Origin of the sequence: Phaeobacter sp. JH20_02, from assembly GCF_048056915.1 — a bacterium.
In the GTDB taxonomy this organism is placed as follows: Bacteria; Pseudomonadota; Alphaproteobacteria; order Rhodobacterales; family Rhodobacteraceae; genus Phaeobacter; species Phaeobacter bryozoorum.
The window spans coordinates 1,064,460-1,091,249 of sequence record NZ_JAYMVP010000022.1; the positions used below are offsets into that span (position 1 = coordinate 1,064,460).

30 protein-coding genes and 1 tRNA gene are annotated in these 26,790 nt (G+C 59.9%); 21 read left to right on the forward strand and 10 right to left on the reverse strand.

Going from position 1 to position 26,790, the window contains the following annotated elements; all coding sequences use genetic code 11:
* Nucleotides 1-44 precede the first annotated feature (44 nt).
* From typA to VWY34_RS11855, 5 genes are all read right to left on the reverse strand, one after another.
* A complete protein-coding gene (gene typA / locus VWY34_RS11835; protein WP_340545539.1) occupies nt 45-1,865 on the reverse strand; it encodes a translational GTPase TypA in 1,821 nt (606 codons plus the stop codon).
* Between the two features lie 147 nt (nt 1,866-2,012).
* Entirely contained in the window at nt 2,013-2,348 is a 336-nt protein-coding gene (locus VWY34_RS11840; protein WP_340545540.1) for a DMT family transporter, read from the reverse strand.
* A 57-nt stretch (nt 2,349-2,405) separates the two neighbouring features.
* A complete protein-coding gene (locus tag VWY34_RS11845) occupies nt 2,406-3,578 on the reverse strand; it encodes an HD domain-containing protein (protein ID WP_416544359.1) in 1,173 nt (390 codons plus the stop codon).
* A complete protein-coding gene (locus VWY34_RS11850; protein ID WP_416535948.1) occupies nt 3,571-3,819 on the reverse strand; it encodes a hypothetical protein in 249 nt (82 codons plus the stop codon). The genes VWY34_RS11845 and VWY34_RS11850 overlap by 8 nt, the downstream gene beginning before the upstream one ends.
* Nucleotides 3,819-4,472: an alpha/beta hydrolase gene (locus VWY34_RS11855; protein ID WP_340545543.1), complete on the reverse strand. Its 654-nt coding sequence runs from the start codon at nt 4,470-4,472 to the stop codon at nt 3,819-3,821. Before VWY34_RS11855 ends, VWY34_RS11850 begins: the two co-directional genes overlap by 1 nt.
* 188 nt (nt 4,473-4,660) lie before the next feature.
* Here VWY34_RS11855 and VWY34_RS11860 point away from each other — a divergent pair, with 188 nt between their 5' ends.
* The 9 genes from VWY34_RS11860 (at nt 4,661) to VWY34_RS11900 (ending at nt 12,557) form a co-directional block, all read left to right on the forward strand.
* Nucleotides 4,661-5,119 carry an Rrf2 family transcriptional regulator gene (locus tag VWY34_RS11860; RefSeq protein WP_340545544.1) on the forward strand — a complete coding sequence of 153 codons (459 nt, stop codon included), beginning with the start codon at nt 4,661-4,663 and terminating at the stop codon, nt 5,117-5,119.
* Nucleotides 5,120-5,241: 122 nt separating this feature from the next.
* Entirely contained in the window at nt 5,242-6,285 is a 1,044-nt protein-coding gene (locus VWY34_RS11865) for a cysteine desulfurase family protein (protein ID WP_416544360.1), read from the forward strand.
* A gap of 15 nt (nt 6,286-6,300) precedes the next feature.
* The gene (sufB, locus tag VWY34_RS11870; protein WP_340545546.1) at nt 6,301-7,824 is read left to right on the forward strand and encodes a Fe-S cluster assembly protein SufB; all 1,524 of its coding nucleotides are present in this window, start codon (nt 6,301-6,303) and stop codon (nt 7,822-7,824) included.
* A 38-nt stretch (nt 7,825-7,862) separates the two neighbouring features.
* Entirely contained in the window at nt 7,863-8,177 is a 315-nt protein-coding gene (locus VWY34_RS11875; RefSeq protein WP_340545547.1) for a YbjQ family protein, read from the forward strand.
* 67 nt (nt 8,178-8,244) lie between these two features.
* Complete coding sequence (sufC, locus tag VWY34_RS11880; protein ID WP_340545548.1) at nt 8,245-9,000, forward strand: Fe-S cluster assembly ATPase SufC; 756 nt, start codon at nt 8,245-8,247, stop codon at nt 8,998-9,000.
* Nucleotides 9,001-10,281, forward strand: a complete 1,281-nt coding sequence (sufD, locus tag VWY34_RS11885) for a Fe-S cluster assembly protein SufD (RefSeq protein ID WP_416544361.1) — start codon at nt 9,001-9,003, stop codon at nt 10,279-10,281.
* A complete protein-coding gene (locus tag VWY34_RS11890; protein ID WP_340545550.1) occupies nt 10,281-10,766 on the forward strand; it encodes a YIP1 family protein in 486 nt (161 codons plus the stop codon). The genes sufD and VWY34_RS11890 overlap by 1 nt, the downstream gene beginning before the upstream one ends.
* Entirely contained in the window at nt 10,763-11,344 is a 582-nt protein-coding gene (locus VWY34_RS11895; protein ID WP_340545551.1) for a YIP1 family protein, read from the forward strand. Before VWY34_RS11890 ends, VWY34_RS11895 begins: the two co-directional genes overlap by 4 nt.
* Entirely contained in the window at nt 11,337-12,557 is a 1,221-nt protein-coding gene (locus VWY34_RS11900) for a cysteine desulfurase (protein ID WP_416544362.1), read from the forward strand. The genes VWY34_RS11895 and VWY34_RS11900 overlap by 8 nt, the downstream gene beginning before the upstream one ends.
* A 239-nt stretch (nt 12,558-12,796) precedes the next feature.
* Here the strand turns inward: VWY34_RS11900 and VWY34_RS11905 are convergent.
* Nucleotides 12,797-12,886, reverse strand: a tRNA-Ser gene (locus VWY34_RS11905).
* A gap of 152 nt (nt 12,887-13,038) precedes the next feature.
* On the opposite strand from VWY34_RS11905, the gene VWY34_RS11910 reads away from it, so the two are divergent.
* From VWY34_RS11910 to VWY34_RS11940, 7 genes are all read left to right on the forward strand, one after another.
* A complete protein-coding gene (locus VWY34_RS11910) occupies nt 13,039-13,857 on the forward strand; it encodes a DUF2059 domain-containing protein (RefSeq protein WP_416534945.1) in 819 nt (272 codons plus the stop codon).
* A gap of 263 nt (nt 13,858-14,120) precedes the next feature.
* A complete protein-coding gene (locus tag VWY34_RS11915) occupies nt 14,121-14,711 on the forward strand; it encodes a 50S ribosomal protein L21 (RefSeq protein ID WP_340545554.1) in 591 nt (196 codons plus the stop codon).
* Nucleotides 14,712-14,722: 11 nt separating this feature from the next.
* A complete protein-coding gene (gene rpmA / locus VWY34_RS11920) occupies nt 14,723-14,992 on the forward strand; it encodes a 50S ribosomal protein L27 (protein WP_340545555.1) in 270 nt (89 codons plus the stop codon).
* 191 nt (nt 14,993-15,183) lie between these two features.
* Nucleotides 15,184-15,723 carry a GNAT family N-acetyltransferase gene (locus tag VWY34_RS11925; protein ID WP_340545556.1) on the forward strand — a complete coding sequence of 180 codons (540 nt, stop codon included), beginning with the start codon at nt 15,184-15,186 and terminating at the stop codon, nt 15,721-15,723.
* A gap of 108 nt (nt 15,724-15,831) precedes the next feature.
* Nucleotides 15,832-16,866, forward strand: a complete 1,035-nt coding sequence (obgE, locus tag VWY34_RS11930) for a GTPase ObgE (protein ID WP_340545557.1) — start codon at nt 15,832-15,834, stop codon at nt 16,864-16,866.
* The gene (proB, locus tag VWY34_RS11935; protein ID WP_416544363.1) at nt 16,854-17,960 is read left to right on the forward strand and encodes a glutamate 5-kinase; all 1,107 of its coding nucleotides are present in this window, start codon (nt 16,854-16,856) and stop codon (nt 17,958-17,960) included. The genes obgE and proB overlap by 13 nt, the downstream gene beginning before the upstream one ends.
* A 74-nt stretch (nt 17,961-18,034) precedes the next feature.
* Nucleotides 18,035-19,300: a glutamate-5-semialdehyde dehydrogenase gene (locus tag VWY34_RS11940; RefSeq protein WP_340545559.1), complete on the forward strand. Its 1,266-nt coding sequence runs from the start codon at nt 18,035-18,037 to the stop codon at nt 19,298-19,300.
* 78 nt (nt 19,301-19,378) lie between these two features.
* On the opposite strand, the gene VWY34_RS11945 is transcribed toward VWY34_RS11940, so the two are convergent.
* Nucleotides 19,379-19,975, reverse strand: a complete 597-nt coding sequence (locus tag VWY34_RS11945; RefSeq protein WP_340545560.1) for a histidine phosphotransferase family protein — start codon at nt 19,973-19,975, stop codon at nt 19,379-19,381.
* Nucleotides 19,976-20,003: 28 nt separating this feature from the next.
* Between VWY34_RS11945 and VWY34_RS11950 the strand changes: the two genes are divergently transcribed.
* From VWY34_RS11950 to tsf, 5 genes are all read left to right on the forward strand, one after another.
* Complete coding sequence (locus VWY34_RS11950; RefSeq protein WP_061049281.1) at nt 20,004-20,189, forward strand: DUF3553 domain-containing protein; 186 nt, start codon at nt 20,004-20,006, stop codon at nt 20,187-20,189.
* Nucleotides 20,190-20,294: 105 nt separating this feature from the next.
* The gene (locus VWY34_RS11955; protein WP_416544388.1) at nt 20,295-21,056 is read left to right on the forward strand and encodes a GNAT family N-acetyltransferase; all 762 of its coding nucleotides are present in this window, start codon (nt 20,295-20,297) and stop codon (nt 21,054-21,056) included.
* On the forward strand, nt 21,053-21,898 hold the full coding sequence (locus tag VWY34_RS11960) for a lysophospholipid acyltransferase family protein (protein ID WP_416544364.1): 846 nt from the start codon (nt 21,053-21,055) through the stop codon (nt 21,896-21,898). The genes VWY34_RS11955 and VWY34_RS11960 overlap by 4 nt, the downstream gene beginning before the upstream one ends.
* Before the next feature lie 188 nt (nt 21,899-22,086).
* Nucleotides 22,087-22,860: a 30S ribosomal protein S2 gene (gene rpsB, locus VWY34_RS11965; RefSeq protein ID WP_340545562.1), complete on the forward strand. Its 774-nt coding sequence runs from the start codon at nt 22,087-22,089 to the stop codon at nt 22,858-22,860.
* A gap of 79 nt (nt 22,861-22,939) precedes the next feature.
* Entirely contained in the window at nt 22,940-23,815 is an 876-nt protein-coding gene (gene tsf, locus VWY34_RS11970; RefSeq protein ID WP_340545563.1) for a translation elongation factor Ts, read from the forward strand.
* A gap of 493 nt (nt 23,816-24,308) precedes the next feature.
* Here the strand turns inward: tsf and VWY34_RS11975 are convergent, their stop codons facing one another.
* The 3 genes from VWY34_RS11975 to VWY34_RS11985 all read right to left on the reverse strand — a co-directional run bounded on the left by VWY34_RS11975 (nt 24,309) and on the right by VWY34_RS11985 (nt 26,776).
* Complete coding sequence (locus VWY34_RS11975; protein WP_416534941.1) at nt 24,309-25,064, reverse strand: helix-turn-helix transcriptional regulator; 756 nt, start codon at nt 25,062-25,064, stop codon at nt 24,309-24,311.
* Nucleotides 25,061-25,510: a type II 3-dehydroquinate dehydratase gene (aroQ, locus tag VWY34_RS11980; protein ID WP_416544389.1), complete on the reverse strand. Its 450-nt coding sequence runs from the start codon at nt 25,508-25,510 to the stop codon at nt 25,061-25,063. Before aroQ ends, VWY34_RS11975 begins: the two co-directional genes overlap by 4 nt.
* A 264-nt stretch (nt 25,511-25,774) precedes the next feature.
* A complete protein-coding gene (locus VWY34_RS11985; protein WP_416544365.1) occupies nt 25,775-26,776 on the reverse strand; it encodes an NADPH:quinone oxidoreductase family protein in 1,002 nt (333 codons plus the stop codon).
* Nucleotides 26,777-26,790: the final 14 nt, after the last annotated feature.

The window sequence follows — 26,790 nt, forward strand, 5'->3', positions numbered from 1 at the left end:
ATATTGCCGGGCGGCCTTTGTTTTTTCCAGCTGAGCGGTCAGGATCAGGCGTTGGCGCGGGCCATCCGCTTGCGCTCATGCGGATCCAGGTAGCGCTTGCGCAGACGCACGGAGTTCGGGGTTACCTCTACCAGCTCGTCATCGTCGATATAGGCAATCGCCTCTTCCAGCGAGAGCTTCATCGGCGTGGTCAGACGCACGGCATCATCGGTGCCGGAGGCGCGGACGTTGGTCAGCTTCTTGCCCTTCAGCGGGTTCACTTCCAGATCATTGTCGCGGCTGTGCTCGCCGATGATCATGCCGGTGTAGACGTCTTCCTGTGCGCCGATCATCATCTTGCCGCGCTCTTCGAGGTTCCACAGGGCGTAGGCCACCGAGGTGCCGTTCTCCATGGAGATCAGAACACCAGCGCGACGGCCGGGAATGGACCCTTTGTGCGGGGTCCAGCCGTGGAACACACGGTTCAGAACGCCGGTGCCGCGGGTGTCGGTCAGAAACTCGCCGTGATAGCCGATCAGACCGCGTGAGGGGACATGCGCGATGATGCGGGTCTTGCCAGCGCCTGCGGGCTTCATCTCGACCAGTTCACCTTTGCGGTGGCCGGTGAGTTTCTCGATCACAACGCCGGAGTATTCATCGTCAACGTCGATGGTGGCCTCTTCGACGGGCTCCATGCGAACGCCGTCTTCTTCCTTGAACAGAACCTGCGGGCGCGAGATCGACAGCTCGAAGCCTTCACGGCGCATGTTTTCGATCAGAACACCCATCTGAAGTTCGCCGCGACCGGCCACCTCAAACGCTTCACCACCGGGGGTGTCGGAGATCTGGATCGCGACGTTGGATTCTGCTTCCTTCATCAGGCGATCACGGATCACACGGGACTGAACCTTTTTGCCATCGCGACCGGCTAGTGGGCTGTCGTTGATGCCAAAGGTCACGGTGATGGTCGGCGGATCAATCGGCTGGGCGGGCAGCGCCTCCGTCACCGAAGTATCCACCAGCGAGTCGGCCACGGTGGCCTTGGTCATCCCCGCGATGGAGACGATATCGCCGGCCTCCGCCACGTCGATGGCCTGCTGACCGAGGCCACGGAACGCCAGCACTTTTGTGCAGCGGAAGTTCTCGATCAGCTCACCGTCACGGCTCAGCGCCTTGAGGCTGTCGCCAGCCTTCAGGGTGCCGGATTCAACGCGACCGGTCAGAATACGGCCCATGAAAGGATCCGCGCCCAGCGTGGTTGCCAGCATACGGAAAGGCTCGCCTTTTTGCTCGATCTGCTTTGGGGCGGGGACGTGTTTGACGATCAGGTCAAACAGCGCAGAAAGATCCTTGCGCGGGCCGTCCAGCTCCATGTCGGCCCAACCGGCGCGACCGGAGGCATACATGGACGGGAAATCCAGCTGATCATCATCTGCACCAAGGTTGGCAAAGAGGTCGAAACACTGATCCAGCGCGCGGTCAGGCTCGCCGTCGGGCTTGTCGACCTTGTTCACAACCACGATCGGGCGCAGGCCGAGGGCCAGCGCCTTGGAGGTCACGAACTTGGTCTGCGGCATCGGGCCTTCGGCGGCGTCAACCAGCAGCACCACCCCGTCGACCATCGACAGGATCCGCTCGACCTCGCCGCCGAAATCGGCGTGGCCGGGAGTGTCGACGATGTTGATCCGGGTGCCATTCCACTCCACCGAAGTGGCCTTGGCCAGAATTGTGATGCCCCGCTCGCGTTCCAGATCGTTGCTGTCCATGGCGCGTTCCGCCACAGCCTGGTTTTCGCGGAAGGCGCCGGATTGTTTCAGAAGCTCATCAACCAGGGTGGTTTTCCCGTGGTCCACGTGAGCAATGATCGCAATGTTGCGCAGGTCCATGACGTCAGCCTTTGTAAGGAAGTTGACGCGCGCATAGCGTGATCGTTGGCCAAAGACCAGAGGAAATACATCTTTTTGCGCGCGCAGGGGCGATCCGGTGGGTCGTCCGGCGGTGTGCGGCTATTCGGTGACGCGCCGGTTGCGCCGTCAGTGGCCGGTTGTGCTGGAGAACAGATGGATCACCAGAATCCCGGCAAGGATCAACAGCAGCCCCAGAACCGCTGGCAAATCAAGCCGTTGGCCAAAGACGACCCAGCCGATGATGGCGATGAGGAAAATCCCGAGGCCGGACCAGATCGCGTAGACAATCCCGACCGGCATGTGGCGCAGCGTCAGGGCCATCAGATAGAAGGCCAGCCCGTAGCCGACCACCACCAGCAGTGACGGGCCAAGCCGGGTGAACTGCTGACTGGCCTGTAGCGCAGTGGTGCCAATGGTCTCTGCCGCAACCGCCAGCACAAGATAGAGATAATGGAGTGGCATGATCAGGCCTCCGCTGAGGATGGGCTGCGCGCGGAACCAGCCCGCGCAGCGCCGGGGTCAGGCGCTGGTATTTTCGGCAAACCAGGGAGCGACAGCGGCGCGCACATGGTCCCAGACCGCCGGTGCCCCACGGGCGACCTTGTGGCCGACACGGGCCTCCAGCTGCTCCAGCGTGACATTATACGCGCGCCAGCTGCCGCCGCCTGACATCAGGTTCAGCAGCACAGGCTGTACCCGGTCAATCGCCTTGGCATAGATCGCTTCGGGGCTTTCGGCGGCTTCGAATTCCGTCCAGATACGGTGAAAGACCTCGCCCTGCGCGGCGGGCAGCAGGCCGAAAATCCGTTCTGCGGCGGCTTGTTCATTGGCGGCGATCACGGCCTGATCAGCCTCCGACAGGGTTGCGTGGATCGGCACATCGCCCGCGTCGATCTCCACGATGTCATGCAGCATCAGCATCTGCAGCACCCTGGCCATGTCGACGGGCGCGTGGCTGTGCTGGGCCAGCACCCAGGCATAGAGCATGATATGCCAGCTGTGCTCGGCCGAGTTTTCGCGGCGGCTGCCATCGGCAAGCGTCGTTGCGCGCAGGACCGTCTTCAGCCCGTCGACCTCATTTAGGAAGCTGAGAGGTGCGGTGAGCGGATCCTGTGGCTGCAAGCCTTCCAGGCAGGCGACGGCGTGGTGAAATACCTCGGGAAAGGCGTCCTGCAGTGCCGCAGCGCGTCCGCCAAAGAGATTGCCGCGCACCACCTCGATATGTGCCGCAGGCACGTCTTCGTTGTAGAGCGTCTGGAAAATCGGCTGGCAGTGGTCAATCCGCTTTGCCCATTGGGCGTCAGGTGTCTGGCTGGCCTCGAACTCGCGCCAGAGCCCATGCAGAAAAGCTGATTGATCGGCTGGCAGGAGCGAGAACAGCCGGGTTGCGGCCACCGCTTCAGCGCTGGCAACCGCCTCCCAGTCAACATCCCCATCAATCGGGTGATCGCCTGCGTCGATCTCGACGAGATCATGCAGCAAAAGCATCTGTACGACCCGTTCAACCGAGACATCAGCAGGCGCAAAGGGGGCCAGCACCAGCGCATAAACCGCCAGGTGCCAGCTGTGTTCGGCGGAGTTTTCGCAGCGTGAGCCATCCAGGATCAGGTTCTGACGCTCCACGCGGCGCAGCTTGTCCGCCTCCAGCAAGAAACGGAACTGGCTGGCAAGCCGCGTCGATTGGTCAGTCATTCTCTGGGGCCCTGGATGCGATCTTGGCCTTGGCGGCGCTGATCTTGCTGTTGAGAAAGGCACGCGCTTTGCGCTCGGCAAGGCGGACCCGCATTTCAGTGAGGAAGGCTTCCTCAAGCGACTGAGACGCTGCCCCCAGAACCTCGCTCACCTCCATGTAAAGGCGCTCTTCGCCAGTGGCGTCCTGAACCTTCAGCGTGTCGGCGGCCAGTTTCTGGGCCAGCGTCTCGATCGTGCTCATCAGCGGGAGCTTTCTGTCAGCCGCCGTTTCACATAGTCGGAGACATTGCTGATCATCGGATCCATATAAGGGTCCTGGAAGAAGTGATCGGCGCCTTCAACTTCGGTATGGGTTATGGTGATCCCCTTCTGCTCGTGCAGCTTGTTCACCAGGTTTACCGTATCGGCGGGCGGCGCCACGCGGTCTGCGGTGCCATTGATGATCAGACCCGAGGAGGGGCAGGGCGCCAGAAACGAGAAGTCATACATATTGGCTGGCGGTGCCACCGAGATGAAGCCGGTGATTTCCGGGCGGCGCATCAACAGCTGCATACCGATCCAGGCCCCAAAGGAAAAACCGGCGACCCAGCAATGTTTGGAGTTGTTGTTCATCGACTGGAGGTAATCCAGCGCCGATGCCGCGTCGGACAATTCGCCAACACCCTGATCATATTCGCCCTGCGACCGGCCAACGCCGCGGAAATTGAACCGCAGAACCGTAAAGCCCATGTTGTAGAACGCATAATGCAGATTGTAGACGACCTTGTTGTTCATCGTGCCGCCGAACTGCGGATGCGGATGCAGAACGATGGCAATCGGGGCGTCTTTTTCTTTTTGCGGGTGATAGCGGCCTTCCAGGCGGCCTTCGGGTCCGGGAAAAATGACCTCAGGCATGGGTGGGTGGATCCTACTCTTATTTTCGGGGATGCCGACTGGAATACTTGACGAATTCCGTAAGGCACCTTAGAACGGTTCTAATTGATGGCAGAGGTCAAGTTTCGCTGCCGTCTCGCTGAGATACGCATTGCAGCGTTCAAGGTCAATCTTTTCGCTGTGCCGCCAGGGTCGGAGGATTTGAAAATATGAAACTTTCGACCAAGGGACGCTATGCAATGGTGGCGCTGGCAGATATCGCCTTGCAGCCGGAGGGCAGTCTGGTGGTGTTGGGCGATATCTCCAAACGTCAGGATATTTCGCTGCCCTATCTGGAGCAGCTGTTTGTGAAGCTGCGTCGGAGCGGGCTTGTGGTCTCTGTGCGCGGTCCGGGTGGGGGCTACCGTCTTGCGCATCCGCCCTCTGACATTCGCATCGTCGATGTGCTGAGCGCAGTTGATGAAACGGTTGATGCGATGCACAAGGGCGCAGGCGCATCCGGTGCCTTGTCCGGGAGTCGCGCGCAATCGCTGACCAACCGCCTCTGGGAAGGGCTGAGCGCCCATGTCTATGTGTTCCTGCATCAGACCCGCCTGTCTGACGTGATCAAGAACGATCTGGCGCCATGTCCGGCGGTGCCCAGCCTGTTTGCGGTGGTCGACGACTGACGGCCCGAGATATCCGCCCCTCTAACCCCGGCGCGGCCTGCGCTGTTTCGTAGATTTAAGAACGCCCTCGTTACAGCATCCTGATGGGTGCGAGGGACAAGACAGAAGGATCCGCACCGCCGATGTCGCGTGTCTATCTTGACCATAACGCCACCACGCCGCTTTGCGATGCTGCAAAGGCCGCGATGGTTGCCGCGATGGAGGTTTGCGGAAATCCTTCTTCCGTTCACGCCGAAGGCCGTGCCGCCAAGGCGCTGGTTGAACGCGCGCGGGCGCAGATCGCCTCGGCTTTTGGGGCGGATGGTGCTGATATCGTGTTCACCTCCGGGTCGACAGAAGGGGCCGCGCTGGCAATGAGCGGCCGCGATCTGCATGGTGCAGCAGTTGAGCATGACGCCGTAAGGTCCTGGTCCGTCGAAGATTTGCAGGTTTCACCTGATGGCGCTGTTGCGGTGATTGATCCGCAGCGCTCCTCCGTTCAATTGGCCAATTCTGAAACCGGCGTTATCCAGAAGCTGCCCGAAGGGCTGGCGGTGACCGATGCGACGCAGGCCTTCGGCAAGCTGCCTGTCGCCTTCAATTGGATGGGGGCCACGATGGCGCTGATCTCGGCGCACAAACTGGGCGGGCCAAAGGGCGTGGGCGCGGTGGTCCTGAAACGGGGAACCGATCTGGCGGCGCAGATCACCGGCGGCGGTCAGGAGATGGGGCGTCGCTCCGGCACGGAAAATGTCGTAGGGATCGCGGGGTTCGGAGCGGCCGCGGAAGCTGCGGCAAGGGCGCTGGCGGATGGTGTCTGGGAACGTGTGGCAGAGCTGCGCGACACAATGGAGGCCGCCCTTGCAGCGGGCAGCCCTGACACTATTTTTGTTGGGACATCAGCGGCGCGCCTGCCCAATACCAGTTGTTTTGCCACGCCGGGCTGGAAAGGCGAAACCCAGGTCATGCAGATGGATCTGGCCGGATTTGCCATTAGCGCCGGCAGCGCCTGTTCCAGCGGCAAGGTCCGCGCCAGCGCGGTGCTCACCGCCATGGGATATGACGAGTTAACCGCCCAGAGCGCCGTGCGCGTCTCGCTTGGGCAGAACACAACAGAAACGGATGTGCTGCGCTTTGCCGAAAGCTGGTGCGCCAAACAAAAGAAACATCGCGCCCGGGTGGCGTGAGTGCAGGAGATGACCATGACAGCATTGGATGATGTTCAGGTAAAAGAAGGCGTTGACCAGGAAACGGTCGATGCGGTCCGCGAGGTGGGCGGCGCCTATAAATACGGTTGGGAAACCGATATCGAGATGGAATACGCGCCCAAGGGGCTGACCACCGATATCGTGCGGCTGATCTCGGAAAAGAACGAGGAGCCGGAATGGATGCTGAACTGGCGGCTTGAGGCCTATGATCGCTGGCTTCAGAAGGAAGAACCGACCTGGGCGATGGTCGACTATCCTGAAATCGATTTTCAGGACCAGTATTACTATGCCCGTCCGAAATCGATGGAGGTGAAGCCAAAGTCGCTGGATGAGGTCGACCCAAAACTGCTCGCTACCTACGAAAAGCTCGGTATCCCTTTGAAAGAACAGATGATCCTTGCGGGCGTCGAGGGGGCTGAAAACATGCCCGCCGAAGGTCGCAAGGTCGCAGTTGACGCGGTGTTCGACTCCGTTTCGGTCGGCACCACCTTCCAGGCCGAGCTGAAAAAGGCAGGCGTCATCTTCTGCTCGATCTCCGAAGCGATCCGCGAACACCCCGAGCTGGTAAAGAAATACCTCGGCACCGTGGTTCCGGTCTCCGATAACTTCTATGCCACGCTGAACTCAGCCGTGTTCTCGGACGGCTCCTTTGTCTACGTGCCGCCGGGTGTGCGCTGCCCGATGGAACTGTCGACCTATTTCCGCATCAACGCGGAAAACACCGGTCAGTTCGAGCGCACCCTGATCATTGCCGATAAAGGCAGCTATGTCAGCTACTTGGAAGGCTGTACTGCACCGGCCCGCGATATCGCGCAGCTGCACGCAGCCGTCGTGGAGATCATCATCGAAGAAGACGCCGAGGTGAAATATTCCACCGTCCAGAACTGGTATCCCGGTGATGAGAACGGCAAGGGTGGCATCTACAACTTCGTGACCAAACGCGCCGACTGCCGCGGCGACCGTGCCAAGGTGATGTGGACCCAGGTGGAAACCGGTTCTGCCGTGACCTGGAAATACCCCTCCTGCATTCTGCGCGGCGAGGAAAGCCAGGGCGAATTTTACTCGATCGCCATCGCCAACAACATGCAGCAGGCCGATACCGGCACCAAGATGATCCATCTGGGCAAAAACACGAAATCCCGCATCGTGTCCAAGGGGATCTCCGCCGGCAAGGCGCAGAACACCTATCGCGGGCTGGTGTCGATGCACCCGAAGGCGAAGAATTCGCGCAACTACACCCAGTGCGACAGCTTGCTGATCGGCGACAAATGCGGGGCGCACACGGTTCCCTATATCGAGGTCAAGAACAACTCGTCGCGCGTGGAGCATGAGGCGACCACCTCGAAGGTGGACGACGACCAGCTGTTCTACTGCCGTCAGCGCGGCATGGACGAGGAAGAGGCCGTGGCCCTGGTGGTGAACGGCTTCTGCAAGGACGTGCTGCAAGCGCTGCCGATGGAGTTCGCCATGGAAGCGCAGCAACTGGTTGCGATCTCGCTGGAAGGGTCTGTCGGGTAATGGCAGGCCCTTGGGCATCATCGCGAGGAAACAATAAAATGATCATCACAACCACCAACTCCGTCGAAGGCTACCAGATCGCCGAATACAAGGGCATCGTGGTGGGCGAGGCGATCATGGGCGCCAATGTGGTGCGCGATGTCTTTGCCTCGATCACAGACATCGTCGGCGGCCGCTCCGGTGCCTATGAAAGCAAGCTGCAGGACGCGCGCGAAACCGCGCTGGCAGAGCTGGAAGACCGTGCGCGGGCCAAGGGCGCAAATGCGGTTGTCGGCGTCGACCTCGATTACGAGGTGGTAGGCCAGTCCATGCTGATGGTCTCTGCCAGTGGAACAGCCGTAGTGATCGGCTAAGGAATTCGCCCTTCGGGGCACAGAAACAACCGGGGCGCTGCTCCGAAGAGATATAAACGAGGAAAAAATGCTCGAAATCAAAAACCTGCACGTCAAACTTGAAGAAGAGGACAAACAGATCCTCAAAGGTGTCAACCTGACCGTTGAGGCTGGCAAGGTACATGCCATCATGGGGCCGAACGGCTCTGGCAAATCGACCCTCTCTTATGTGCTATCCGGTCGCGATGGCTATGAGGTCACCGACGGCGCGGCGACGCTGGCTGGCGAAGATCTGCTGGACATGGAGCCGGAAGAGCGCGCCGCCGCAGGTGTGTTCCTGGCGTTCCAATACCCGGTCGAGATCCCAGGTGTCGGCAATATGACCTTCCTGCGCACTGCCGTAAACGCGCAGCGCAAGGCGCGTGGCGAAGACGAGCTGAGCGCCTCCGACTTTCTGAAGGAAGTGCGGGCCAAGGCAAAGACCCTGAAAATCGACGCCGATATGCTGAAGCGCCCGGTCAACGTCGGCTTCTCCGGCGGCGAGAAAAAGCGTAACGAAATCCTACAGATGGCGATGCTTGAGCCAAAGATGTGCATCCTCGATGAGACCGATTCCGGTCTGGATGTCGATGCGATGAAACTGGTTGCCGAAGGTGTGAACGCCCTGCGCGACGAAGGCCGCGGCTTCTTGGTGATCACCCATTACCAGCGCCTGCTGGACCACATCAAACCCGACGTCGTTCACATCATGGCAGACGGCCGCATCGTCAAAACCGGCGGTCCCGAGCTGGCGCTGGAAGTCGAAAACAACGGGTATGCCGATATTCTGGCAGAGGGTGTGTAAATGGCCGCTCCTGAAAGAAAACAAAGCGAAACCGAGGCACGGTTGGCGGCGCTGACCATGCCGGAGGGTGGCTGTCTGGCCGAGGCGCGCCATGCGGCGTTGTCGCGGGTTCAGACACTGGGCCTGCCGAACCGCCGCGATGAATACTGGAAATACACCCACCCGGACACGCTGACCGCCGCCGTGGCACCAAAGGCCGCAGTTTTTGATGCTGGCGAAGCACCGATGTTCAACGAATTTGATCGCATCAAGATCGTGTTCGTTGACGGTGTCTTTGATGCCGATGCCTCTGACGATCTGTCGCTGGAGGGCATCAGCATTGATCGCATCGCCGATATCTGTGACAAAGATATCCATTGGGCCAAGGATTTGTACGGCGTTCTTGAAGCGCGCGGACAGACGCCTGTTGCCCGCCCTCTGGCGGCGCTGAACACCGCATTTGCCAGCGATGGTGTCGCCATCCGTGTGACCGGCAGCCCGTCCAAACCGGTCAATCTGATCTACCGTCACGCGGCAGAAGAGTCAGACGCCATCCTGCATCACGTGATCCGTGTTGAAAGCGGGGCATCAGCGACCATTCTGGAAAACGGCCCGGCTGCATCGCGGTTCAACAAATGTATGGAAATCGACGTTGCCGACGGCGGGTCTCTGCATCTGGTGCGGGCGCAGGGGCGTGATCATGAGCGCCGGGCTGCAACGCATCTGTTTGCACGCCTCGGTACTGAATCCGTGTTCAAGGCCTTCACCCTCACTGTAAACGGCGTGCTGACGCGCAATGAGGCGGTGATTGAACTGACCGGCGATGATGCGGTCGCGCATATCGCAGGCGCCTGTGTCGGTGATGGTGATTTCCACCACGATGACACCGTCTTCATCACCCATGATGCGGTGAACTGCGAGAGCCGCCAGGTTTTCAAGAAGGTTCTGCGCAACGGGGCAACCGGTGTTTTCCAGGGCAAAATCCTGGTCAAGGAAGGCGCGCAAAAGACTGATGGATATCAGATTTCTCAGTCTCTTCTGCTGGATGACGACAGCCAGTTTCTGGCCAAACCTGAGCTGGAAATCTACGCCGATGATGTGGCCTGTTCGCATGGCTCCACCTCAGGTGCGATCGATGAGGAGGGTCTGTTCTACCTGCGGTCGCGCGGCATTCCTCAGGCTGAAGCAACCGATCTCATGACCCTTGCCTTCCTTGCTGAAGCAGTTGAGGAGATCGAAGACGCCGATGTTGCGGCAAGCGTTGTGGACCGGCTGGAAGGCTGGCTGGCCCGGCGCCGCTGATGTCCGTCAGTCAGGACATTGTTGCCACCTACAGGGGGCCGCGCAGGGTTTATGCGCGGCGTCTGGCCATGGGGTTGCGTGAAGATCGGCTGCTGGCCATGCTCATGGCCGGCTGCGCTCTGGCGTTCATTGCTCAGATGCCAGCTCGGGCGCGTGAGGCGCATCTGAGCGGGCAGGAGCTGAACATGCTGCTGGGCGGCTCGCTGCTGGCGCTGATCTTCATTGCGCCGCTGCTCCTCTACGGGGTGGCCTTTCTGGCGCATGGCGTCGCGCGGATCTTTGGCGGCTCTGGCGACAGCGCGCAGGCACGTCTGGCCTTGTTCTGGGCGTTCCTCGCGGCTGGTCCGCTGATGCTGTTGAACGGGCTTGTCGCGGGATTCATCGGCCCGGGGCTGGAGCTCAATCTGGTTGGCGGGCTATGGTTTGTGCTGTTCCTGTGGTTCTGGGGCAGCGGGATGGTTCAGGCGTATTGGGGCAAAGAATGATCCCTTATCAGTCACTTGCGGGCCTTACCTTCAGCGCTCCCACAGCGGCGGCGCGGGTTCTTCTGTCCGTTGACTGGCCGCGCCGGGTGCTTGTTCTTGCCTTGCTGTTGACGGCGGTTGTCAACACGATGATCCTTCAGCTCGCCGATCTGATCCTTCCGGGCAACATCGCGGTACTGGCCGCCATTCAACCCCTGTACTATGCTGGTGCGGTTTTTGCGCTGCATCTGGCCGTGACGGCGCTTCTGACCTGGACCGGTCGCTGGATTGGCGGCAAGGCGGAGTTCAGCGATATTCTGGCGGTCAATGTCTGGCTGAATGCCGTGCAGATCGCGCTTTTGGTGGCGGTGATGCTGCTGCATCTGGTGCTGCCGCTGGCGGCATCCTTGATCGCCTTGCTCGCGAATTTCATGATGCTGGCAATCTTTCTGCTGTTTATCAAGGAAGCGCATCAGTTTACATCCATCTGGCGGGCCATCGGCTCGGTTCTGATGTCGGCGGTTTTGATCGTCATTCTTCTCTCTCTGCTTTTGGGGGCGCAGGCCCCGGCACTACTGGGGCTTCCCGACCATGTATGACGTCCAAAAAATCCGCGCCGATTTTCCGATCCTGTCTCGTCAGGTGAATGGCAAACCGCTGACCTATCTGGACAATGGCGCATCTGCACAGAAGCCCCAGGTTGTAATTGACGCAATTACGCGCGCCTATTCTGAGGAATACTCAAACGTTCACAGAGGGTTGCACTATCTCTCTAATCTCGCGACCGAGAAATACGAAAGCGTTCGGGGCACCATTGCAAGGTTCCTGAATGCGGGCGACGAAAATACCATCGTCATGAACTCAGGGACCACGGAGGGGATCAACACGATCGCCTACGGCTGGGCCATGCCGCAGCTTCAGGCCGGGGATGAGATCATTCTCAGCGTGATGGAGCATCACGCAAATATCGTTCCATGGCATTTCCTGCGTGAACGTCAGGGCGTGGTTCTGAAATGGGTGGAGACAGCAGCCGACGGAAGCCTTGATCCGCAGGCCGTGCTGGACGCCATCGGTCCAAAGACAAAGCTTATTGCTGTTACCCAATGTTCCAATGTGTTGGGCACCATCGTTGATGTGAAAACCATCTGCCATGAGGCCCGCCAGCGCGGCGTTGCGGTTCTGGTTGATGGCTCGCAGGGGGCGGTTCATCTGCCCGTGGATGTGCAGGATATGGGCTGTGATTTCTATGCGATTACCGGTCATAAGCTCTACGGGCCGTCCTCCTCCGGTGCCATCTACATTCGCCCGGAGCGCATGGCTGAAATGCGCCCCTTCATGGGTGGCGGCGACATGATCAAGGAGGTTGCCCGCGATCAGGTGATCTACAATGACGCTCCGATGAAATTCGAGGCCGGCACGCCCGGCATCGTACAGATGATCGGACTGGGTGTTGCGCTGGATTACATGATGGCTATCGGCATGGAGAATATCGCAGCCCATGAGGCGGCGATCACCACCTATGCCAGCGAACGGCTGAACGGTCTGAACTGGGTCAATATCCAAGGTCAAGCCGCTGACAAGGCTGCTATTTTCAGCTTCACACTGGAAGGCGCGGCACATGCACATGACATCTCGACCATTCTCGACAAGAAGGGTGTCGCGGTACGCGCAGGACAACATTGCGCCGGACCGCTGATGGATCACCTTGGCGTTGCGGCGACCTGTCGTGCGTCCTTTGCCATGTATAACACCAAGGACGAGGTCGACGTGCTGATCGACGCCCTGGAACTGGCCCACGATCTATTTGGCTAGCATCCGTCGCAACATGTTGCCCAGCTTCTGAAACGTCCCCCGGTCGGGTGACGTTTTTTTACTGCTTATGCAGATGCAAGATGTGAAGGCTGCTGGAAAAGTGCCCGAAACGATCGCCCGTGTTGCGGACAGCCCCGGTTGCCTCAACATCAGGCTGTGAAGCGCCCGATGCAGCAGGATCATTAGGTGATCTGTCAGCCTATACCATAGGCGTGGTCTGTGGATGTGGTCTGGAATAATGGCGGAGAGACAGGGATTCGAACCCTGGGTTCCCGTGAAGGAACAACGGTTTTCGAGACCGCCCCGTTCGACCACTCCGGCACCTCTCCGCGGGGGGTGAGGGCCGTTTAAAGTGGAAAGCTTGGGCGCGCAAGGGGGGATTTTGCGCTTTCTGCAGGAAATCGGAATTTTCATTGTCTCGCGCGATAAAACCCTTAGATTTCGTGGTATGAAACAGCTTTCACCCCTCCGAAAACTTCTGATGCAACCGCTCTTGGGCCTTGTTCTTGCATCGTTATTTGCATTCTCCGGCGCGCAGGCAGCGGATCGTGACCGGGTTGTCGCGTTCCTTGAAACAACTGGTTTTGACGTGGCGCTGGACAGTATTGCACTCTCGGCTGAGATGGCACCGGGTATGCTGGGTGTTGATGCCGGTGATTTTGGCGCAGCCTGGGTAGAGCTGTCGCAGGATGTCTTTGACCGCAGGGAAATGCGCGAGATCGCCCTTGGCATTCTGGAGGAAACGCTTGAGGAGGACGCGCTGTCCCATGCGGCGGAGTTCTACGCCAGCCCGTTGGGCGCACGTCTGGTGAAAGCGGAGAACGCCTCTCACATGGTGGAGGATGACGAAACCAAGCAGCAGGCGGGCATGCGCATTATCTCCGATCTGGTGGCGGACGGCAGTGATCGCCCGCATCTGTTTCAACGCATGGGGCTGGCGCTGGATTCCGATGGCACCGGGGTGAAGGCGGTGCAGGAGATCCAGTTCCGCTTCCTGATGGCTGCCAGCGCGGCTGGGGTGATTGACCTGCAGCTCGATGCAGATGGGCTGCGTGCATTGATGAAGGAGCAGCAGGCGTCGACGCGGATGGCGATGCAGGCGGCCAATCTGGCAGCCAATGCCTATACCTATCAGGGGTTCAGCGACGCAGAACTGGAGCAATATATCGCCGCGCTGGAGCATCCGTTGATGCAGCGGGTCTATGAGCTGCTGAATGCGGTTACCTTCGAGATCACCGCCAACCGCTTTGAACTTCTGGCCTATCGTCTGAAGGGGCTTGAACCGGCGCAGGATCTGTAAGGGGCAATCCGCGCCCGAAGTGTGAAACATCCCTGCAAAACACGGCGCGACACTGGCCACTGGCGTAGGGGCAGCGCAGGGTTGACACGCTGCTCAATTCGCCGCATAAGCCCGCATCCCGGCCCGGATTCCCTGTGCCGGGGTTTATTTGTCATACGCCCCCAGGGGGCGCGCTGTTCGAGGTGGCCCACGGGCCGAAACACCGACCGTATCGCAGGATACATCCGGGACCGTAGGACGCGGGTAGAAAAGGAAAGACGCATATGTTTGCGGTCCTCAAAACCGGCGGCAAGCAGTACAAAGTTCAGGCCGGCGATATGCTGCGCGTGGAAAAATTGGCTGCTGATGCTGGCGAAACAATCCAGTTCAACGACATTCTGATGCTCGGTGGTGATGCACCGGTTGTGGGTGCGCCCTTTGTGGATGGTGCTGCGGTTCAGGCCGAAGTCATCGACCAGATCAAAGGCGAGAAGGTCATTCACTTTGTGAAGCGCCGTCGTAAGCACTCCTCCAAGCGCACCAAGGGGCACCGTCAGAAGCTGACCCTGGTCAAGATCACTGAGATCCTGGCCTCCGGCGCTGACAAGTCCGGCGTGAAAGCTGCCAGCGGCCAGGGCTCTGCTCCTGCTGCCAAAGCTGCGCCTGCTGCCAAGAAAGCCGCTCCGGCTGCATCGGGCGACGACCTGACTGCGCTGACCGGTGTTGGTCCGGCTGCTGCCAAGAAACTGGAAGAAGCCGGTCTGACCAGCTTTGCCCAGATCGCGGCCTTGTCGGATGCTGACATTGCTGCTATCGACGCGGTCAAAGTGAAACCCGAATGGGTTGAGCAGGCCAAAGAATTGGCTAAAGGCTAAGGAGATAGACAATGGCACATAAGAAAGCTGGTGGTTCCTCACGTAACGGCCGCGACTCAGCCGGTCGCCGCCTTGGCGTGAAACTCTACGGTGGTCAGTCGGCCATCTCTGGCAACATCATCGTTCGTCAGCGCGGCACCAAGTTCTGGCCGGGTGAAGGCGTAGGTCTGGGCAAAGATCACACAATCTTTGCGACCACCGACGGTGCTGTGACCTTCCACAAGGGCCTCAAGGGCCGCACCTTTATTTCGGTTCTGCCAGTGGCTGAGGCCGCTGAATAAGCCGAACCTGAAAGGTGAGACACAATCAGGGGATCGGCGACACCGCCGGTCCCTTTTTATTTTCCCGGGGGCGCAAACCCTAACCAGTTCTAAACGGCTTTGCTGTATGGCAGAGCGCGTCAGTTTGTTAAGGCCCACTAGGTTTACCCGGCCAGATGGTCGGTTTTGTATTCTTCGAGAGGAGCGAGGGCATGAGTTTGGATCATAAAAGAGCAGAACAGCCTGTGATCGATGCGGGACGTTTTGTCCTGCGCCCGCTGCGTAAATCCGACGAGGGGCTGATTGCCCATTACGTGAGCGACGAACGTGTCGCCCGCATGACCACCGCCATTCCGCACCCGCTGCCGCCCGGCGCGATCGAGGCATTTGTTGCCCGCGCCACCGACGAAGAGCGCGAAGAAGATGTCTGGGCCATCGACGGCACCGCAGATGGTGGCGAAGAGCTGAAAGGTATCATCAGCCTCAAGCGGCTTGACCGTGACCAGAGCGAGGTCGGCTATTGGATTGCGCCGGTGTTCTGGAACAATGGTCTGGCCTCCGAGGCGCTGCGGGCTCTGGTCGAGACCAATCCGCAAGGGTGCAGCGCGATGTTTGCCAGCGCTTTTCAGGACAACCCCGCCTCGGCGCGTGTCCTGACCCATTGTGGCTTTGAATATCTCGGTGACGCCGAAACATTCTCGGTCGCTCGCGATGCGACGGTGCCAACCTGGACCTACAGCAGAAAACTGTGATTGGCGCGCCGCGCGCTTTGCGTTAAGTCGGGGCAACAGCCCCCGACAGCGGCGGCACGACCCATCTTCCCTCCGCCTGTGGCGGCAGGTCATCAGCAAGGAGCTGACATGAAATTCCTCGATCTGGCCAAAGTCTACATTCGCTCCGGCGCGGGCGGGAACGGCTGCGTCAGCTTTCGCCGTGAAAAATTTATGGAATATGGCGGCCCCGACGGCGGCGACGGCGGCCGTGGCGGGTCAGTCTGGGTCGAGGTGACCGAGGGGCTGAATACGCTGATTGATTTCCGCTATCAGCAGCACTTTTTTGCCAAGAACGGCCAATCCGGCATGGGGCGCCAGCGCACCGGCAAGGATGGCGATGATATCGTGCTGCGCGTGCCGGTTGGCACGGAGATCATGGATGAGGATCAGGAAACCGTTCTTGCGGATCTGACGGAGGTCGGTGAGCGTTTTCTCCTGGCCAAGGGCGGCAATGGCGGCTTTGGCAACCTGCATTTCAAAAGCGCGACAAATCAGGCGCCGCGCCGGGCCAACTCCGGTCAGGACGGGATTGAGCGGACCATCTGGCTGAGGCTGAAACTGATCGCGGACGTCGGCCTGTTGGGCCTGCCCAACGCCGGCAAATCAACCTTTCTCTCGGCGACATCCAACGCCCGGCCAAAAATCGCGGACTACCCGTTTACCACGCTGCATCCGAATCTCGGCGTTGTTGGCATCGACGGGGTTGAGTTCGTTGTGGCCGATATCCCCGGTCTGATCGCAGGCGCCCATGAGGGGCGCGGGATCGGTGACCGCTTCCTTGGCCATGTTGAGCGCTGTGCCGTTCTGCTGCATTTGGTGGATGGGACATCGGAAACCGTGGCGGAGGACTACCAGACCATCATCAATGAGCTGGAGGCCTATGGCGGCGAGCTGGCGGACAAGCCGCGCATCACTGCGCTGAACAAGGTCGACTCCCTTGATGATGAGGAACGCGCGGAGGCCAAAGCCGAGCTGGAAGCCGCCGTCGGCGGTCCCGTCTTCATGATGTCCGGCGTCAGCCGGGAGGGTCTGAACGAGGTGCTGCGTGCCATGCGTACGCAGATCGACGAAGATCGTCTGCGCCAGAAACCTCAGGGGGAGCAGGGCACGTGGCAACCCTGACCGACGCCCGGCGTATTGTCGTCAAGATCGGGTCCGCCCTGCTGGTGGACCGGAACAGCGGCGCATTGCGGGCGGATTGGTTGCGGGCCTTGGCAGAGGATGTTGCCTGGCTGAAATCCATGGGCAAGGACGTGATCCTTGTATCCTCGGGATCCATCGCACTGGGGCGTCGCGTGCTCGATCTTGCCGCGCGGGAGCTGCCGCTGGAGCAATCGCAGGCGGCAGCGGCGGTCGGCCAGATCCGTCTCGCGCGCGCCTATGAGGAGGCGCTTGCGCCGCATGAGATCACCACCGGGCAGGTGTTGGTGACACTCGAAGACAGCACCGATCGCCGTCGCTACCTGAATTCTCGTGCGACGCTGGAGACGTTGATCGGCCTTGGCGTGGTGCCCATCGTCAATGAAAACGACACCATTGCCACCGATGAGATCCGCTATGGCGACAACGACCGACTGGCGGCGCAGGTTGCGGTGACCGTCGGAGCTGATGCGCTGATCCTGCTGTCGGACGTTGACGGTTTTTACAGCGCCAATCCGGTGCTGGACCCGACTGCGCAGCGTTATGACCGGATTGATCACATCACAGCCGAGATCGAGGCGATGGCCGGGGATGGCGTCTCTGGCCTCTCCAAGGGCGGGATGATCACCAAATTGCTGGCCGCCAAGATGGCGACAGCGGCTGGCTGCGCCATGGCAATCACTGAAGGGTCGCGACACAACCCTCTGAAATTTCTGGAAGACGGTGCACCGTCCACGTGGTTCTCGGCACAGGGTGATCCGCAGGTGGCGCGTAAACGCTGGATTGCAGCGATGAAAACCCGTGGCGTGATCACCATCGACGAAGGCGCCGCACGGGCGCTAGGTCGCGGCAAGAGCCTGCTGCCCGCGGGCATCCGACATATCGAAGGAGACTTCGGCCGCGGCGATCCGCTGGCCATCCTTGGCCCAGACGGGCGAAAACTGGGGCAGGGGCTCAGCCGGTACACGGCTGAGGAAGCTGCCGCCATTCAGGGACGCCAGTCGGCCGAGATTGAAGCGATCCTTGGGTATGCGGGGCGCGCGGCCGTCATCCACCGCGATGATATGGCGCTGTAACCGTGATTTATGTTAGGGCTGACCCCGCCTGACCACCAGATGTGTCAAAGTGGGTCCACAAAAGGTTTCCAGTGATGAATGAGACGCAAGATATTGCTGCGCTGATGGCTGACATCGGCAAACGTGCAAAGCAAGCCGCCGCAAAACTGGCTGTTGCCAGTGCCGAATGCAAAACCGCCGCGCTGAATGCCGCTGCTGATGCGGTTTGGGACAAGCGGGCAGAGATATTGTCCGCCAATGCCAAGGATCTCGATTTCGGCCGCACCAAGGGGCTGTCGCCTGCGATGATGGACCGTCTGGCGCTGGATGAAGACCGGATTGCCGGAATTGTCTCCGGTCTGCGGGCGGTCGCAGCACAGGCCGATCCGGTGGGAGAAGTGCTGGCGGAATGGTCGCAACCCTCTGGGCTTCAGATCCAGCGTGTTCGCACACCGCTTGGCGTGATCGGTGTCATCTACGAAAGCCGCCCGAATGTCACCGCCGATGCCGGCGCGCTCTGCCTGAAGTCGGGTAATGCGGTGATCCTGCGCGGTGGCTCGGAGAGTTTTCACTCGAGCCAGGCCATCCACGCCTGCCTTGTTGCGGGTCTGCGCAGCGCCGATCTGCCGGAGGATGCGGTCCAGCTGGTCCCGACGCGCGACCGTGCAGCGGTGCAGGAGCTGCTGACGATGACCGATACGGTCGATGTGATTGTTCCGCGTGGTGGCAAGGGGTTGGTCGGTCTTGTCCAGCGCGAGGCCCGGGTGCCGGTCTTTGCGCATTTGGAGGGGATCGTGCATATTTACCTCGACAAGGCTGCAGATCCGCAGAAGGCGCTGGAGATCGTGCTGAATGCCAAGACGCGCCGCACTGGCATCTGTGGCGCTGCGGAATGCTTGCTCATCCACCGGGATATCGCGGATACGATTGGGCGCGACGTGCTGACCGCGCTGGCCGCCGCCGGTGTGGAAATCCGCGCCGAGGCTGGTCTGCCGGGCCCGGATGGCATGACAGAGGCAACCGAAGCCGATTGGGGCTGCGAATATCTGGATGCGATCATTGCCGCCAGACAGGTCCAGGATCTGGACGCGGCCATCGCCCATATCCGCGCGCATCATTCGCAGCACACCGATTGTATCATCACCGAGGATGACGGCGCCGTTGCGCAGTTCTTTGCTGAGCTGGACAGCGCGATCCTGATGCACAATGCCTCAACCCAGTTTGCGGATGGTGGTGAATTTGGCATGGGGGCCGAGATCGGTATTGCAACCGGCAAGATGCACGCGCGGGGCCCCGTGGGCGCGGCGCAGCTGACCAGCTTCAAATATCTGGTGCGCGGGAACGGTGCGGTCCGCAGCTGACAGCATCCAACCCATCTGACATAAAAAAAGCGCTGCAAGTGATTGCAGCGCTTTCATATTTCGGTCGCCTGATGCGGGTTAGAAGTGGATCGTCACCCGCTCCAATGTCTGTTCCACACGCACGGTGCGCCCCAGATCCTTCGCCGCTTCGGGCAGCATGGCGAATTGGACCAGCGCCGGGGTCACTGTTGCCGAAGAGGTGCCGCCGCTGACGCGCGCCCACAGATCATCATCGATATTCAGCTTGCTGCCTTCGCCGATGACGGTCCATTTGCCATCCGCGCAGAGGATCTTGACCGTGCCGCCATAGGGCAGGCCGGTTTCGAGGCACAAAGCCGCAAGAAAGGCGAGACGCACCTCGGTCCTGCTCGAGGCCTCCTGCGGCGCCCATTGATACTTCAGCCGCCCGCCCTTGCCGATGTCTTCCAGGACCGACACCACTTCGGCGCGGCTGATCTGCTGTTCGCTGGCTGCGCCAAAGGCAATCCGGAAGAACCGGATACGGGCGTTGGCATTGGCCACGCTGTCGGAGATCAGCTCCAGCTCGGGGCCGGACATATCCCCAGACATTCCAAGCAGTTCGAGCCCGTTATTGATCGCGCCGATCGGGCTGATCAGGTCATGACAGATACGCGACCCTATCAAAGCCGCGAGATTAGCGTTATCTACTGACATATCTTTCCTCCGAAGTGGGCCATCACGCATGAACGACCTCAACGCTATACTTGCCCCTGGCATGTTCGTGACCCACCCCAACCACCCGGAATGGGGGACGGGGCAGGTCCAGTCCAACGCCGCCGGCAAGATCACCGTTAACTTTCCCGATCAGGGCAAGGTGGTGTTCAACAGCGCGCAGGTGGCCCTTATTCCAGTCTTTGATCCGTCATAAGCGTTGATGAACGGTTAACGCCTGTTCACCAATTTGAACGAAACTTGCACATGCCGTGCCTTATAGGCTAGCTGCACGCAAGGCAAACCATTGATGAGCAAGCTCATGGGCGGCAGTTCTCCTGCATTTCAGGTCAAACTGGCACAGACATCGGCGGATTTACGCGCGGCGCAGGCGCTCAGATACGACGTTTTTGTCAGTGAGCTTGGCGGGGGCGGCGCGCTGGTGGATCACGAGGCAGGGCTGGAGCAGGATCGTTTCGATGCGTTCTTCGACCATCTGTTGCTCTGGGACCAGACGCGCGATGCGGTGGTTGGCGTCTACCGGGTGCTGCGTGGCGATCAGGCGCTTTTGGCCGGGCAGTTCTATTCCGAGGATGAATATGACCTCTCTAAACTGACAGCTTCGGGTCGTAAGCTGTTGGAATTGGGGCGTTCCTGCCTGCACCCGGATTATCGGGGCGGAACCGCGATGTTTCACCTGTGGTCCGCGCTGTCAGCCTATGTGGCCGAGCATGAGATCGAGGTGCTGTTTGGCGTTGCCAGTTTTCATGGGACGGAGGTTGCGCCGCTGGCCAATGCGCTGTCATCGCTGCACCACAACCATCTCGCGCCGGAAGACCTGCGGCCGGTTTCACGCAGCTACCAATCCATGGACCTGATCCCGGCAGGCGATCTGGACCGTCGCCGCGCCATGCTGGACACGCCGGCGCTGATCAAGGCCTACCTGCGGCTTGGCGGCTGCGTGGGCGATGGCGCTTATATCGACCATGATTTCAACACCACCGATATCTGTCTTGTGCTGGACACTGCACGCATGAACGCGCGTCAGCGACGGATCTACGAGGCAGGGCGCAGCGAGCCATGACCACCTGGGAGGGAGAGGACGCGCCGCCTCCGATCAAGATCAGCGCCATTGGATGGGTGTTGATCCTCGGTCGCGGCCTATGTCTGGGCACGCTGGTCTTTGGCGGCTTGCTGGTGCTGCTGCTGGTGCGCCTGATCGAACGGCCACTTTGTGGTCTCAGCCGGCCGGTGACGCCGTTCATCACGCAATGTGTCTGCCGCAATGCCTTTCGTATTCTGGGCATCGGGTTCCGCACTGAAGGCTCATTGATGACGCAACGCGGCGCAGTGGTCGCCAACCATACGTCATGGCTGGATATTTTTGCTCTGAACGCCCGCAAGCGGATCTATTTCGTCTCCAAGGCGGAGGTTGCCTCATGGCCGGGTATTGGCTGGCTGGCACGGGCCACGGGCACAGTGTTCATCAAACGCGACGCAAGGGAAGCGCGCCAACAGACGGCATTGTTCCAGCAGCGCCTGCTGCTGGGGCACAAGCTGCTGTTCTTTCCCGAAGGGACATCGACCGACGGGCTGCGTGTGCTGCCGTTCAAGACAACGCTTTTTGCGGCGTTCTTTCACCCCGAGCTGCGCGATATGATCTCGATCCAGCCGGTTTCGGTGGTGTTCTACCCGCCAAATGGAGAGGATCCGCGGTTTTATGGTTGGTGGGGAGACATGGATTTCGGCTCACATCTGCTGAAAACAATGGCGTCGCTGCGTCAGGGAGAGGTGGTGCTGCACTATCATACTCCGCTGCGGGTGTCCGATTTCGCCGATCGCAAGGCCCTTGCGACCGCCTGCGAAGCCGAGGTCAGCGCCGGACATACCGCGCTTTGGCAGCGCATTGGGCAGGGCGCGCGCTGAAATGGCCGGGGCAGGGCGCGGATATATCTTTTGCCCTTGCGCATCCTTCAGCGCTGGCATATACGCGCGCCATTCAATCCGCAGGTGGGGATTGGCCTGACCGGGGGAGACATCCCTGGCAGACCGCCGGTTGGAGCATCCGCTCTGAGACCCCCGCCGAGGCACGAAACCGGAAAAGGAAAAGATACATGGCTCTTCCCGAGTTCTCCATGCGTCAGCTGCTTGAGGCAGGCGTACACTTTGGTCACCAAACCCAGCGCTGGAACCCGCGCATGTCGCCCTTCATCTATGGCGCACGCAACGGCATCCACATTCTGGACCTGACCCAGACCGTTCCCATGCTGGACGCAGCTCTGAACGCTGTCCGCGACACCGTCGCCAAGGGCGGCCGGATTCTGTTCGTCGGCACCAAGCGTCAGGCGGCTCAGCCGATCGCAGACGCAGCTGAGAAATCCGCTCAGTACTTCATGAACCACCGCTGGCTCGGTGGCACGCTGACCAACTGGAAAACCGTTTCCCAGTCGATCAACCGCCTGAAGGAAATCGACGAGAAAATGGCGTCCGGCGCCGAAGGCCTGACCAAGAAAGAGCGTCTGGGCATGGAGCGTGACCAGCTGAAGCTGGAAGCCTCGCTCGGTGGTATCCGCGAGATGGGTGGCGTTCCTGACCTGCTGTTCGTCATCGACGTGAAAAAAGAAGCGCTGGCCATCGCCGAAGCCAACAAGCTCGGTATCCCGGTTGTGGCCATCGTCGACACCAACTGCTCGCCCGATGGTGTTGACTACATCATCCCCGGCAACGACGACGCGGCCCGCGCCATCGCGCTTTACTGCGATCTGGTTGCCCGCGCTGCTCTGGACGGCATGTCCGCACAGCTCGGCGCCGCAGGCGTTGATCTTGGCGCCCTGGAAGAGGCACCGGCAGAAGAAGCCGTTGCTGAAGACGCCGCCGCTGACGCCTGATCCGTCCTGTCACGGAGTTGACATGCGGGGCAGGCTATCACCTGCCCCATATCCGTTTTTGAATTGAGGAGAGCCTAAGATGGCAATTACTGCATCCATGGTTAAGGAACTGCGCGACAGCACCGGCGCAGGCATGATGGACGCCAAGAAGGCGCTGACTGAAACCAATGGCGACATGGAAGCCGCCGTTGACTGGCTGCGCACCAAGGGTCTGGCAAAAGCGGCCAAGAAATCCGGCCGTACCGCCGCAGAAGGCCTGGTCGCCGTGGTCGTCGAAGGCAACAAAGGTGTTGCCGTCGAAGTGAACTCGGAAACCGACTTTGTCGGCAAAAACGCCGAGTTCCAGGAAATGGTGTCCGGCATTGCCAAGACCGCAGTGAATGCAGCCGATGTCGACGCGCTGCTGGCAGCGGACATGGGCGGCAAAACCGTTGCCGAAACCCTGACCGACAAGATCGCCACCATCGGTGAGAACATGGCCGTGCGCCGTATGGCCTCCCTCGAAGGTGAAACCGTTGTGTCCTATGTGCACAACGCTGCGACCGCAGGCATGGGCAAGATCGGCGTATTGGTTGCCATGAACGGCGGCGACGAAGCGATCGGCAAGCAGATTGCGATGCACATCGCAGCTGTGAACCCCGCCGCGCTGAGCGAAGCGGAGCTGGACGCCTCTGTTGTTGAGAAAGAAAAGCAGGTCCAGATGGACATCGCCCGCGAATCCGGCAAGCCGGAGCAGGTGATCGAGAAGATGATCGTCGGCCGCATGAAGAAATTCGTGGCTGAATCGACCCTGCTGAACCAGCAGTTCGTTGTGAACCCTGACCTGACCGTTGAAGAAGCGGCCAAGGAAGCAGGCGCCACCATCACCGGTTTCGTACGTCTGGAAGTCGGCGAAGGCATCGAAGTCGAAAAAGAAGACTTCGCAGCTGAGGTTGCTAAGGCAGCCCAGGGCTAAGCCCGACGCGGGCTAACGCCCGATCGTAAGACAATTAAAGGCCGACGAACGCGTTTCGTCGGCCTTTTCCTTTGTGACAACGCAATGTGAGAGGCGCGGCGATCAGGGGCAGGGCGCGTCAGCAGCGCCCAGATGGCAAAGCCCATGGCGCATATCATATTGGCAGTCATACCGTCGGAAGAGGGTGAGGGGCCTGTCGCGCGCCCATGTCGGGAAAGACATCGAATGGCCGCAACAAGCCCCTCAGAATATCCCGGCGCTGGCGCGGAACAATACGCGCAGCTACCGGACAGGTTAGAGAGCCTTGCAATCCCAAGGGTCATGCCCTGCGCCGTCCCAGGCCAAAGCCCCACTCACGGAACATGGTAAGTGTGCCTGTAGTTCTCCTATTAGGGAAGTAATGAATTCCATACCCAATTTCAGATAGATTGCGAAAATTGGAAGAAACTCTCTGAATATCAGCTGTAATATTCAATATATATTATAGGGATTATCAGTTCTCCATAATATACATCTGATTGTGAAGTGCCGCTTTGAGTACCGCATGGGCTGTTGTCTCGACGGCCAGTGCCTCGCGTGCCAGGCGCAGGTGTTTTTCGACGGTCGCAGGCGTCAGCCCCATCAAAACCGCTATATCCTGAGTGGTCTTGCCGTCACCAACCCATTCCAACGCCTCTCTCTGGCGTTTTGTCAGGCTGCGGTTTGGGGGGTCATAAGGCATCGTGAGGATCTTCAGATGCGCGACATTGTTCATCAGAACGATATCATGACCATGCGTTGCCCAGATCTCATCGACCTCATCCTGGCTGAGGGTTTCCTCCGCCGCCAAAGATATCGCGCCCTTGAACCGCTGAGAGGCCGAATAGAAGCTGACGGTGTAGCCCGCCTTTACCCCCATAGCCGTATTGAAATCGATCACTTTCTGCGCCTGTGGTGTCAGGCATTGATTTGCCATCTGCTCCTGCACCATGCGCCAGCTGCCGGCCCCTTCGTTGTTCAGCGCCCATTGCAACATCGGCGCGTCGAAATAGAGGCCGGAGTTTACGAAGCCTTTCACGTATTCGGTGCAGTGATTGGACAGGATCACGAAATCTTCGGGGTCACCGAGCGAGGTTTTGGTCTTGTGACGCGTATAGCCGTAGATCAGCCGGTCAAAACGAAAGGCCTGCATCTGTTTGACGTGTTCCAGCCAAAGCTCCTCAAGCGTCCGCGCCCCGCATAGAAAGTCTATGTAGGCACGCAGCTTCATCCCGGTTTTTCCTGATTCAAATGGCTGTTGAGCGCATCAAGTGCCATCAGATAGCCCTGTGACCCAAATCCGCAGATCTGTCCAAGCGCGGCGCGCGCGATATAGGAGCGATGGCGAAATTCCTCGCGTGCATGGATGTTTGACAGGTGAACTTCAACCACCGGCAGGGCGATGGAAAAAATCGCATCCATCAGCGCGATGGAGGTATGGGTATAGGCGCCTGCATTGAGGATGATCCCGGAGTAGCTGCCGCGGGCCCCGTGCAGCGCATCAAGCAGTGCGCCTTCGTGATTGGACTGCTCGCACGTCACCGAAAGCCCAAGTGTCGCGCCATGGTTGATGCAGCGTTGTTCAACCATCGCCAGCGTTTCATGCCCGTAAACCTCAGGCTGGCGCGTTCCCAACAGGTTCAGGTTGGGGCCGTTCAAAACCAGGATGTTGTGCATGTCGATATCCAATAACTCTGTGATGCCCCGATTGCCCGTCTTCTGCCCAATGGAGGACATTTGCCGTGGTGCGGGCTCGTCGGGATGGCCGCCAGTCTCCAGCCCTGCAGCCGCGTCGTTGGCTGGCCCAAGCGACAGGCGCAGGATCGGTTGGCCAGCCCGTCAGCGCTGCGGTTGCTCCGCCGTAATTCGCTCATATTGATATATATTTTAGAATAATATGCAAGCGAGCTATCGCTAACGTTGTCTTCTAGACGAGCAGTGTCAATCTGGCGTGTTTGTCAGGATGATCTTGCCCAGAACGCTTCTGTTTTGCATTTCTGTCAGGGCAGCAGCGGCTTCGGTCATCGGATACTGCGCGTGGATGCGCGGTCGAATGTCACCTTTGCAATAGAGCTCAAACAGCTCACCGACATTGGTGCGATGCTGCTCTGGCGCCCGCTGAACGGCGGCGCCCCAGAATACGCCGACGATCTGGCATCCTTTCAGGAGCGGCAGGTTCATCGGCATTTTCGCGATGCCGGCGGCAAAACCGACAACCAGATAGCGGCCCTGCCACGCCATCGCGCGAAGCGCCGGTTCGGCATAGGGGCCGCCGACCGCATCATAGACCACATCGATCCCGGTTTTCCCCGCCATCGCCTTGAGGTTCTTTCCAAAGGCAATCTGGTCCTCCTTGTCGGGCGCATGGCCGTAGATCACCGTCGCATCCGCGCCGATCTCCTCGCAGAAGGCCGCCTTCTCGGCGAAGGACACCGCAGCGATGACACGCGCCCCTGCGGCCTTGGCGAGTTCGATTGCGGCAGAGCCAACCCCGCCAGCGGCGCCCAGCACCAGCACGGTTTCTCCCGGTTGCAGCTGTGCCCGTTCCTTCAACGCGTGATGAGATGTGCCGTAGGTAAAGACAAAACCAGCCGCATCGAGATAGGGCATCTGATCGGGAATCTTGATGGCGCTGGCGGCAGGGACGCAGATATGGGTGGCAAACCCGCCATATCCCGTCAGCGCCAGAACCCGGTCGCCGATGTTCAGATTATCGACGTCCTTGCCAAGGGCGATAACCTCGCCCGCGATTTCACCGCCCGGCGCAAAGGGACGCGGTGGTTTGATCTGATAGAGATCCTGTATCATCAGAGTATCAGGATAGTTCACGCTGGCGGCATGGATCGCCACAAGCACATCCCTGGGGCCGGGGACGGGATCGTCCTGTGCGCTCCACTGCAGGGTTTCGGGGCCGCCTGGAGCGGTGGAGAGCATCGCATGCATGAGTGATTATCCTG

Bases quoted from the DNA above. Each gene is read 5' to 3' on its own strand.
- typA (WP_340545539.1), bottom strand. From the start codon at position 1,865: ATGGACCTGCGCAACATTGCGATCATTGCTCACGTGGACCACGGGAAA.
- VWY34_RS11840 (WP_340545540.1), bottom strand. From the start codon at position 2,348: ATGCCACTCCATTATCTCTATCTTGTGCTGGCGGTTGCGGCAGAGACC.
- VWY34_RS11845 (WP_416544359.1), bottom strand. From the start codon at position 3,578: ATGACTGACCAATCGACGCGGCTTGCCAGCCAGTTCCGTTTCTTGCTG.
- VWY34_RS11850 (WP_416535948.1), bottom strand. From the start codon at position 3,819: ATGAGCACGATCGAGACGCTGGCCCAGAAACTGGCCGCCGACACGCTG.
- VWY34_RS11855 (WP_340545543.1), bottom strand. From the start codon at position 4,472: ATGCCTGAGGTCATTTTTCCCGGACCCGAAGGCCGCCTGGAAGGCCGC.
- VWY34_RS11860 (WP_340545544.1), top strand. From the start codon at position 4,661: ATGAAACTTTCGACCAAGGGACGCTATGCAATGGTGGCGCTGGCAGAT.
- VWY34_RS11865 (WP_416544360.1), top strand. From the start codon at position 5,242: ATGTCGCGTGTCTATCTTGACCATAACGCCACCACGCCGCTTTGCGAT.
- sufB (WP_340545546.1), top strand. From the start codon at position 6,301: ATGACAGCATTGGATGATGTTCAGGTAAAAGAAGGCGTTGACCAGGAA.
- VWY34_RS11875 (WP_340545547.1), top strand. From the start codon at position 7,863: ATGATCATCACAACCACCAACTCCGTCGAAGGCTACCAGATCGCCGAA.
- sufC (WP_340545548.1), top strand. From the start codon at position 8,245: ATGCTCGAAATCAAAAACCTGCACGTCAAACTTGAAGAAGAGGACAAA.
- sufD (WP_416544361.1), top strand. From the start codon at position 9,001: ATGGCCGCTCCTGAAAGAAAACAAAGCGAAACCGAGGCACGGTTGGCG.
- VWY34_RS11890 (WP_340545550.1), top strand. From the start codon at position 10,281: ATGTCCGTCAGTCAGGACATTGTTGCCACCTACAGGGGGCCGCGCAGG.
- VWY34_RS11895 (WP_340545551.1), top strand. From the start codon at position 10,763: ATGATCCCTTATCAGTCACTTGCGGGCCTTACCTTCAGCGCTCCCACA.
- VWY34_RS11900 (WP_416544362.1), top strand. From the start codon at position 11,337: ATGTATGACGTCCAAAAAATCCGCGCCGATTTTCCGATCCTGTCTCGT.
- VWY34_RS11910 (WP_416534945.1), top strand. From the start codon at position 13,039: ATGCAACCGCTCTTGGGCCTTGTTCTTGCATCGTTATTTGCATTCTCC.
- VWY34_RS11915 (WP_340545554.1), top strand. From the start codon at position 14,121: ATGTTTGCGGTCCTCAAAACCGGCGGCAAGCAGTACAAAGTTCAGGCC.
- rpmA (WP_340545555.1), top strand. From the start codon at position 14,723: ATGGCACATAAGAAAGCTGGTGGTTCCTCACGTAACGGCCGCGACTCA.
- VWY34_RS11925 (WP_340545556.1), top strand. From the start codon at position 15,184: ATGAGTTTGGATCATAAAAGAGCAGAACAGCCTGTGATCGATGCGGGA.
- obgE (WP_340545557.1), top strand. From the start codon at position 15,832: ATGAAATTCCTCGATCTGGCCAAAGTCTACATTCGCTCCGGCGCGGGC.
- VWY34_RS11940 (WP_340545559.1), top strand. From the start codon at position 18,035: ATGAATGAGACGCAAGATATTGCTGCGCTGATGGCTGACATCGGCAAA.
- VWY34_RS11945 (WP_340545560.1), bottom strand. From the start codon at position 19,975: ATGTCAGTAGATAACGCTAATCTCGCGGCTTTGATAGGGTCGCGTATC.
- VWY34_RS11950 (WP_061049281.1), top strand. From the start codon at position 20,004: ATGAACGACCTCAACGCTATACTTGCCCCTGGCATGTTCGTGACCCAC.
- VWY34_RS11955 (WP_416544388.1), top strand. From the start codon at position 20,295: ATGGGCGGCAGTTCTCCTGCATTTCAGGTCAAACTGGCACAGACATCG.
- VWY34_RS11960 (WP_416544364.1), top strand. From the start codon at position 21,053: ATGACCACCTGGGAGGGAGAGGACGCGCCGCCTCCGATCAAGATCAGC.
- rpsB (WP_340545562.1), top strand. From the start codon at position 22,087: ATGGCTCTTCCCGAGTTCTCCATGCGTCAGCTGCTTGAGGCAGGCGTA.
- tsf (WP_340545563.1), top strand. From the start codon at position 22,940: ATGGCAATTACTGCATCCATGGTTAAGGAACTGCGCGACAGCACCGGC.
- VWY34_RS11975 (WP_416534941.1), bottom strand. From the start codon at position 25,064: ATGAAGCTGCGTGCCTACATAGACTTTCTATGCGGGGCGCGGACGCTT.
- aroQ (WP_416544389.1), bottom strand. From the start codon at position 25,510: ATGCACAACATCCTGGTTTTGAACGGCCCCAACCTGAACCTGTTGGGA.
- VWY34_RS11985 (WP_416544365.1), bottom strand. From the start codon at position 26,776: ATGCATGCGATGCTCTCCACCGCTCCAGGCGGCCCCGAAACCCTGCAG.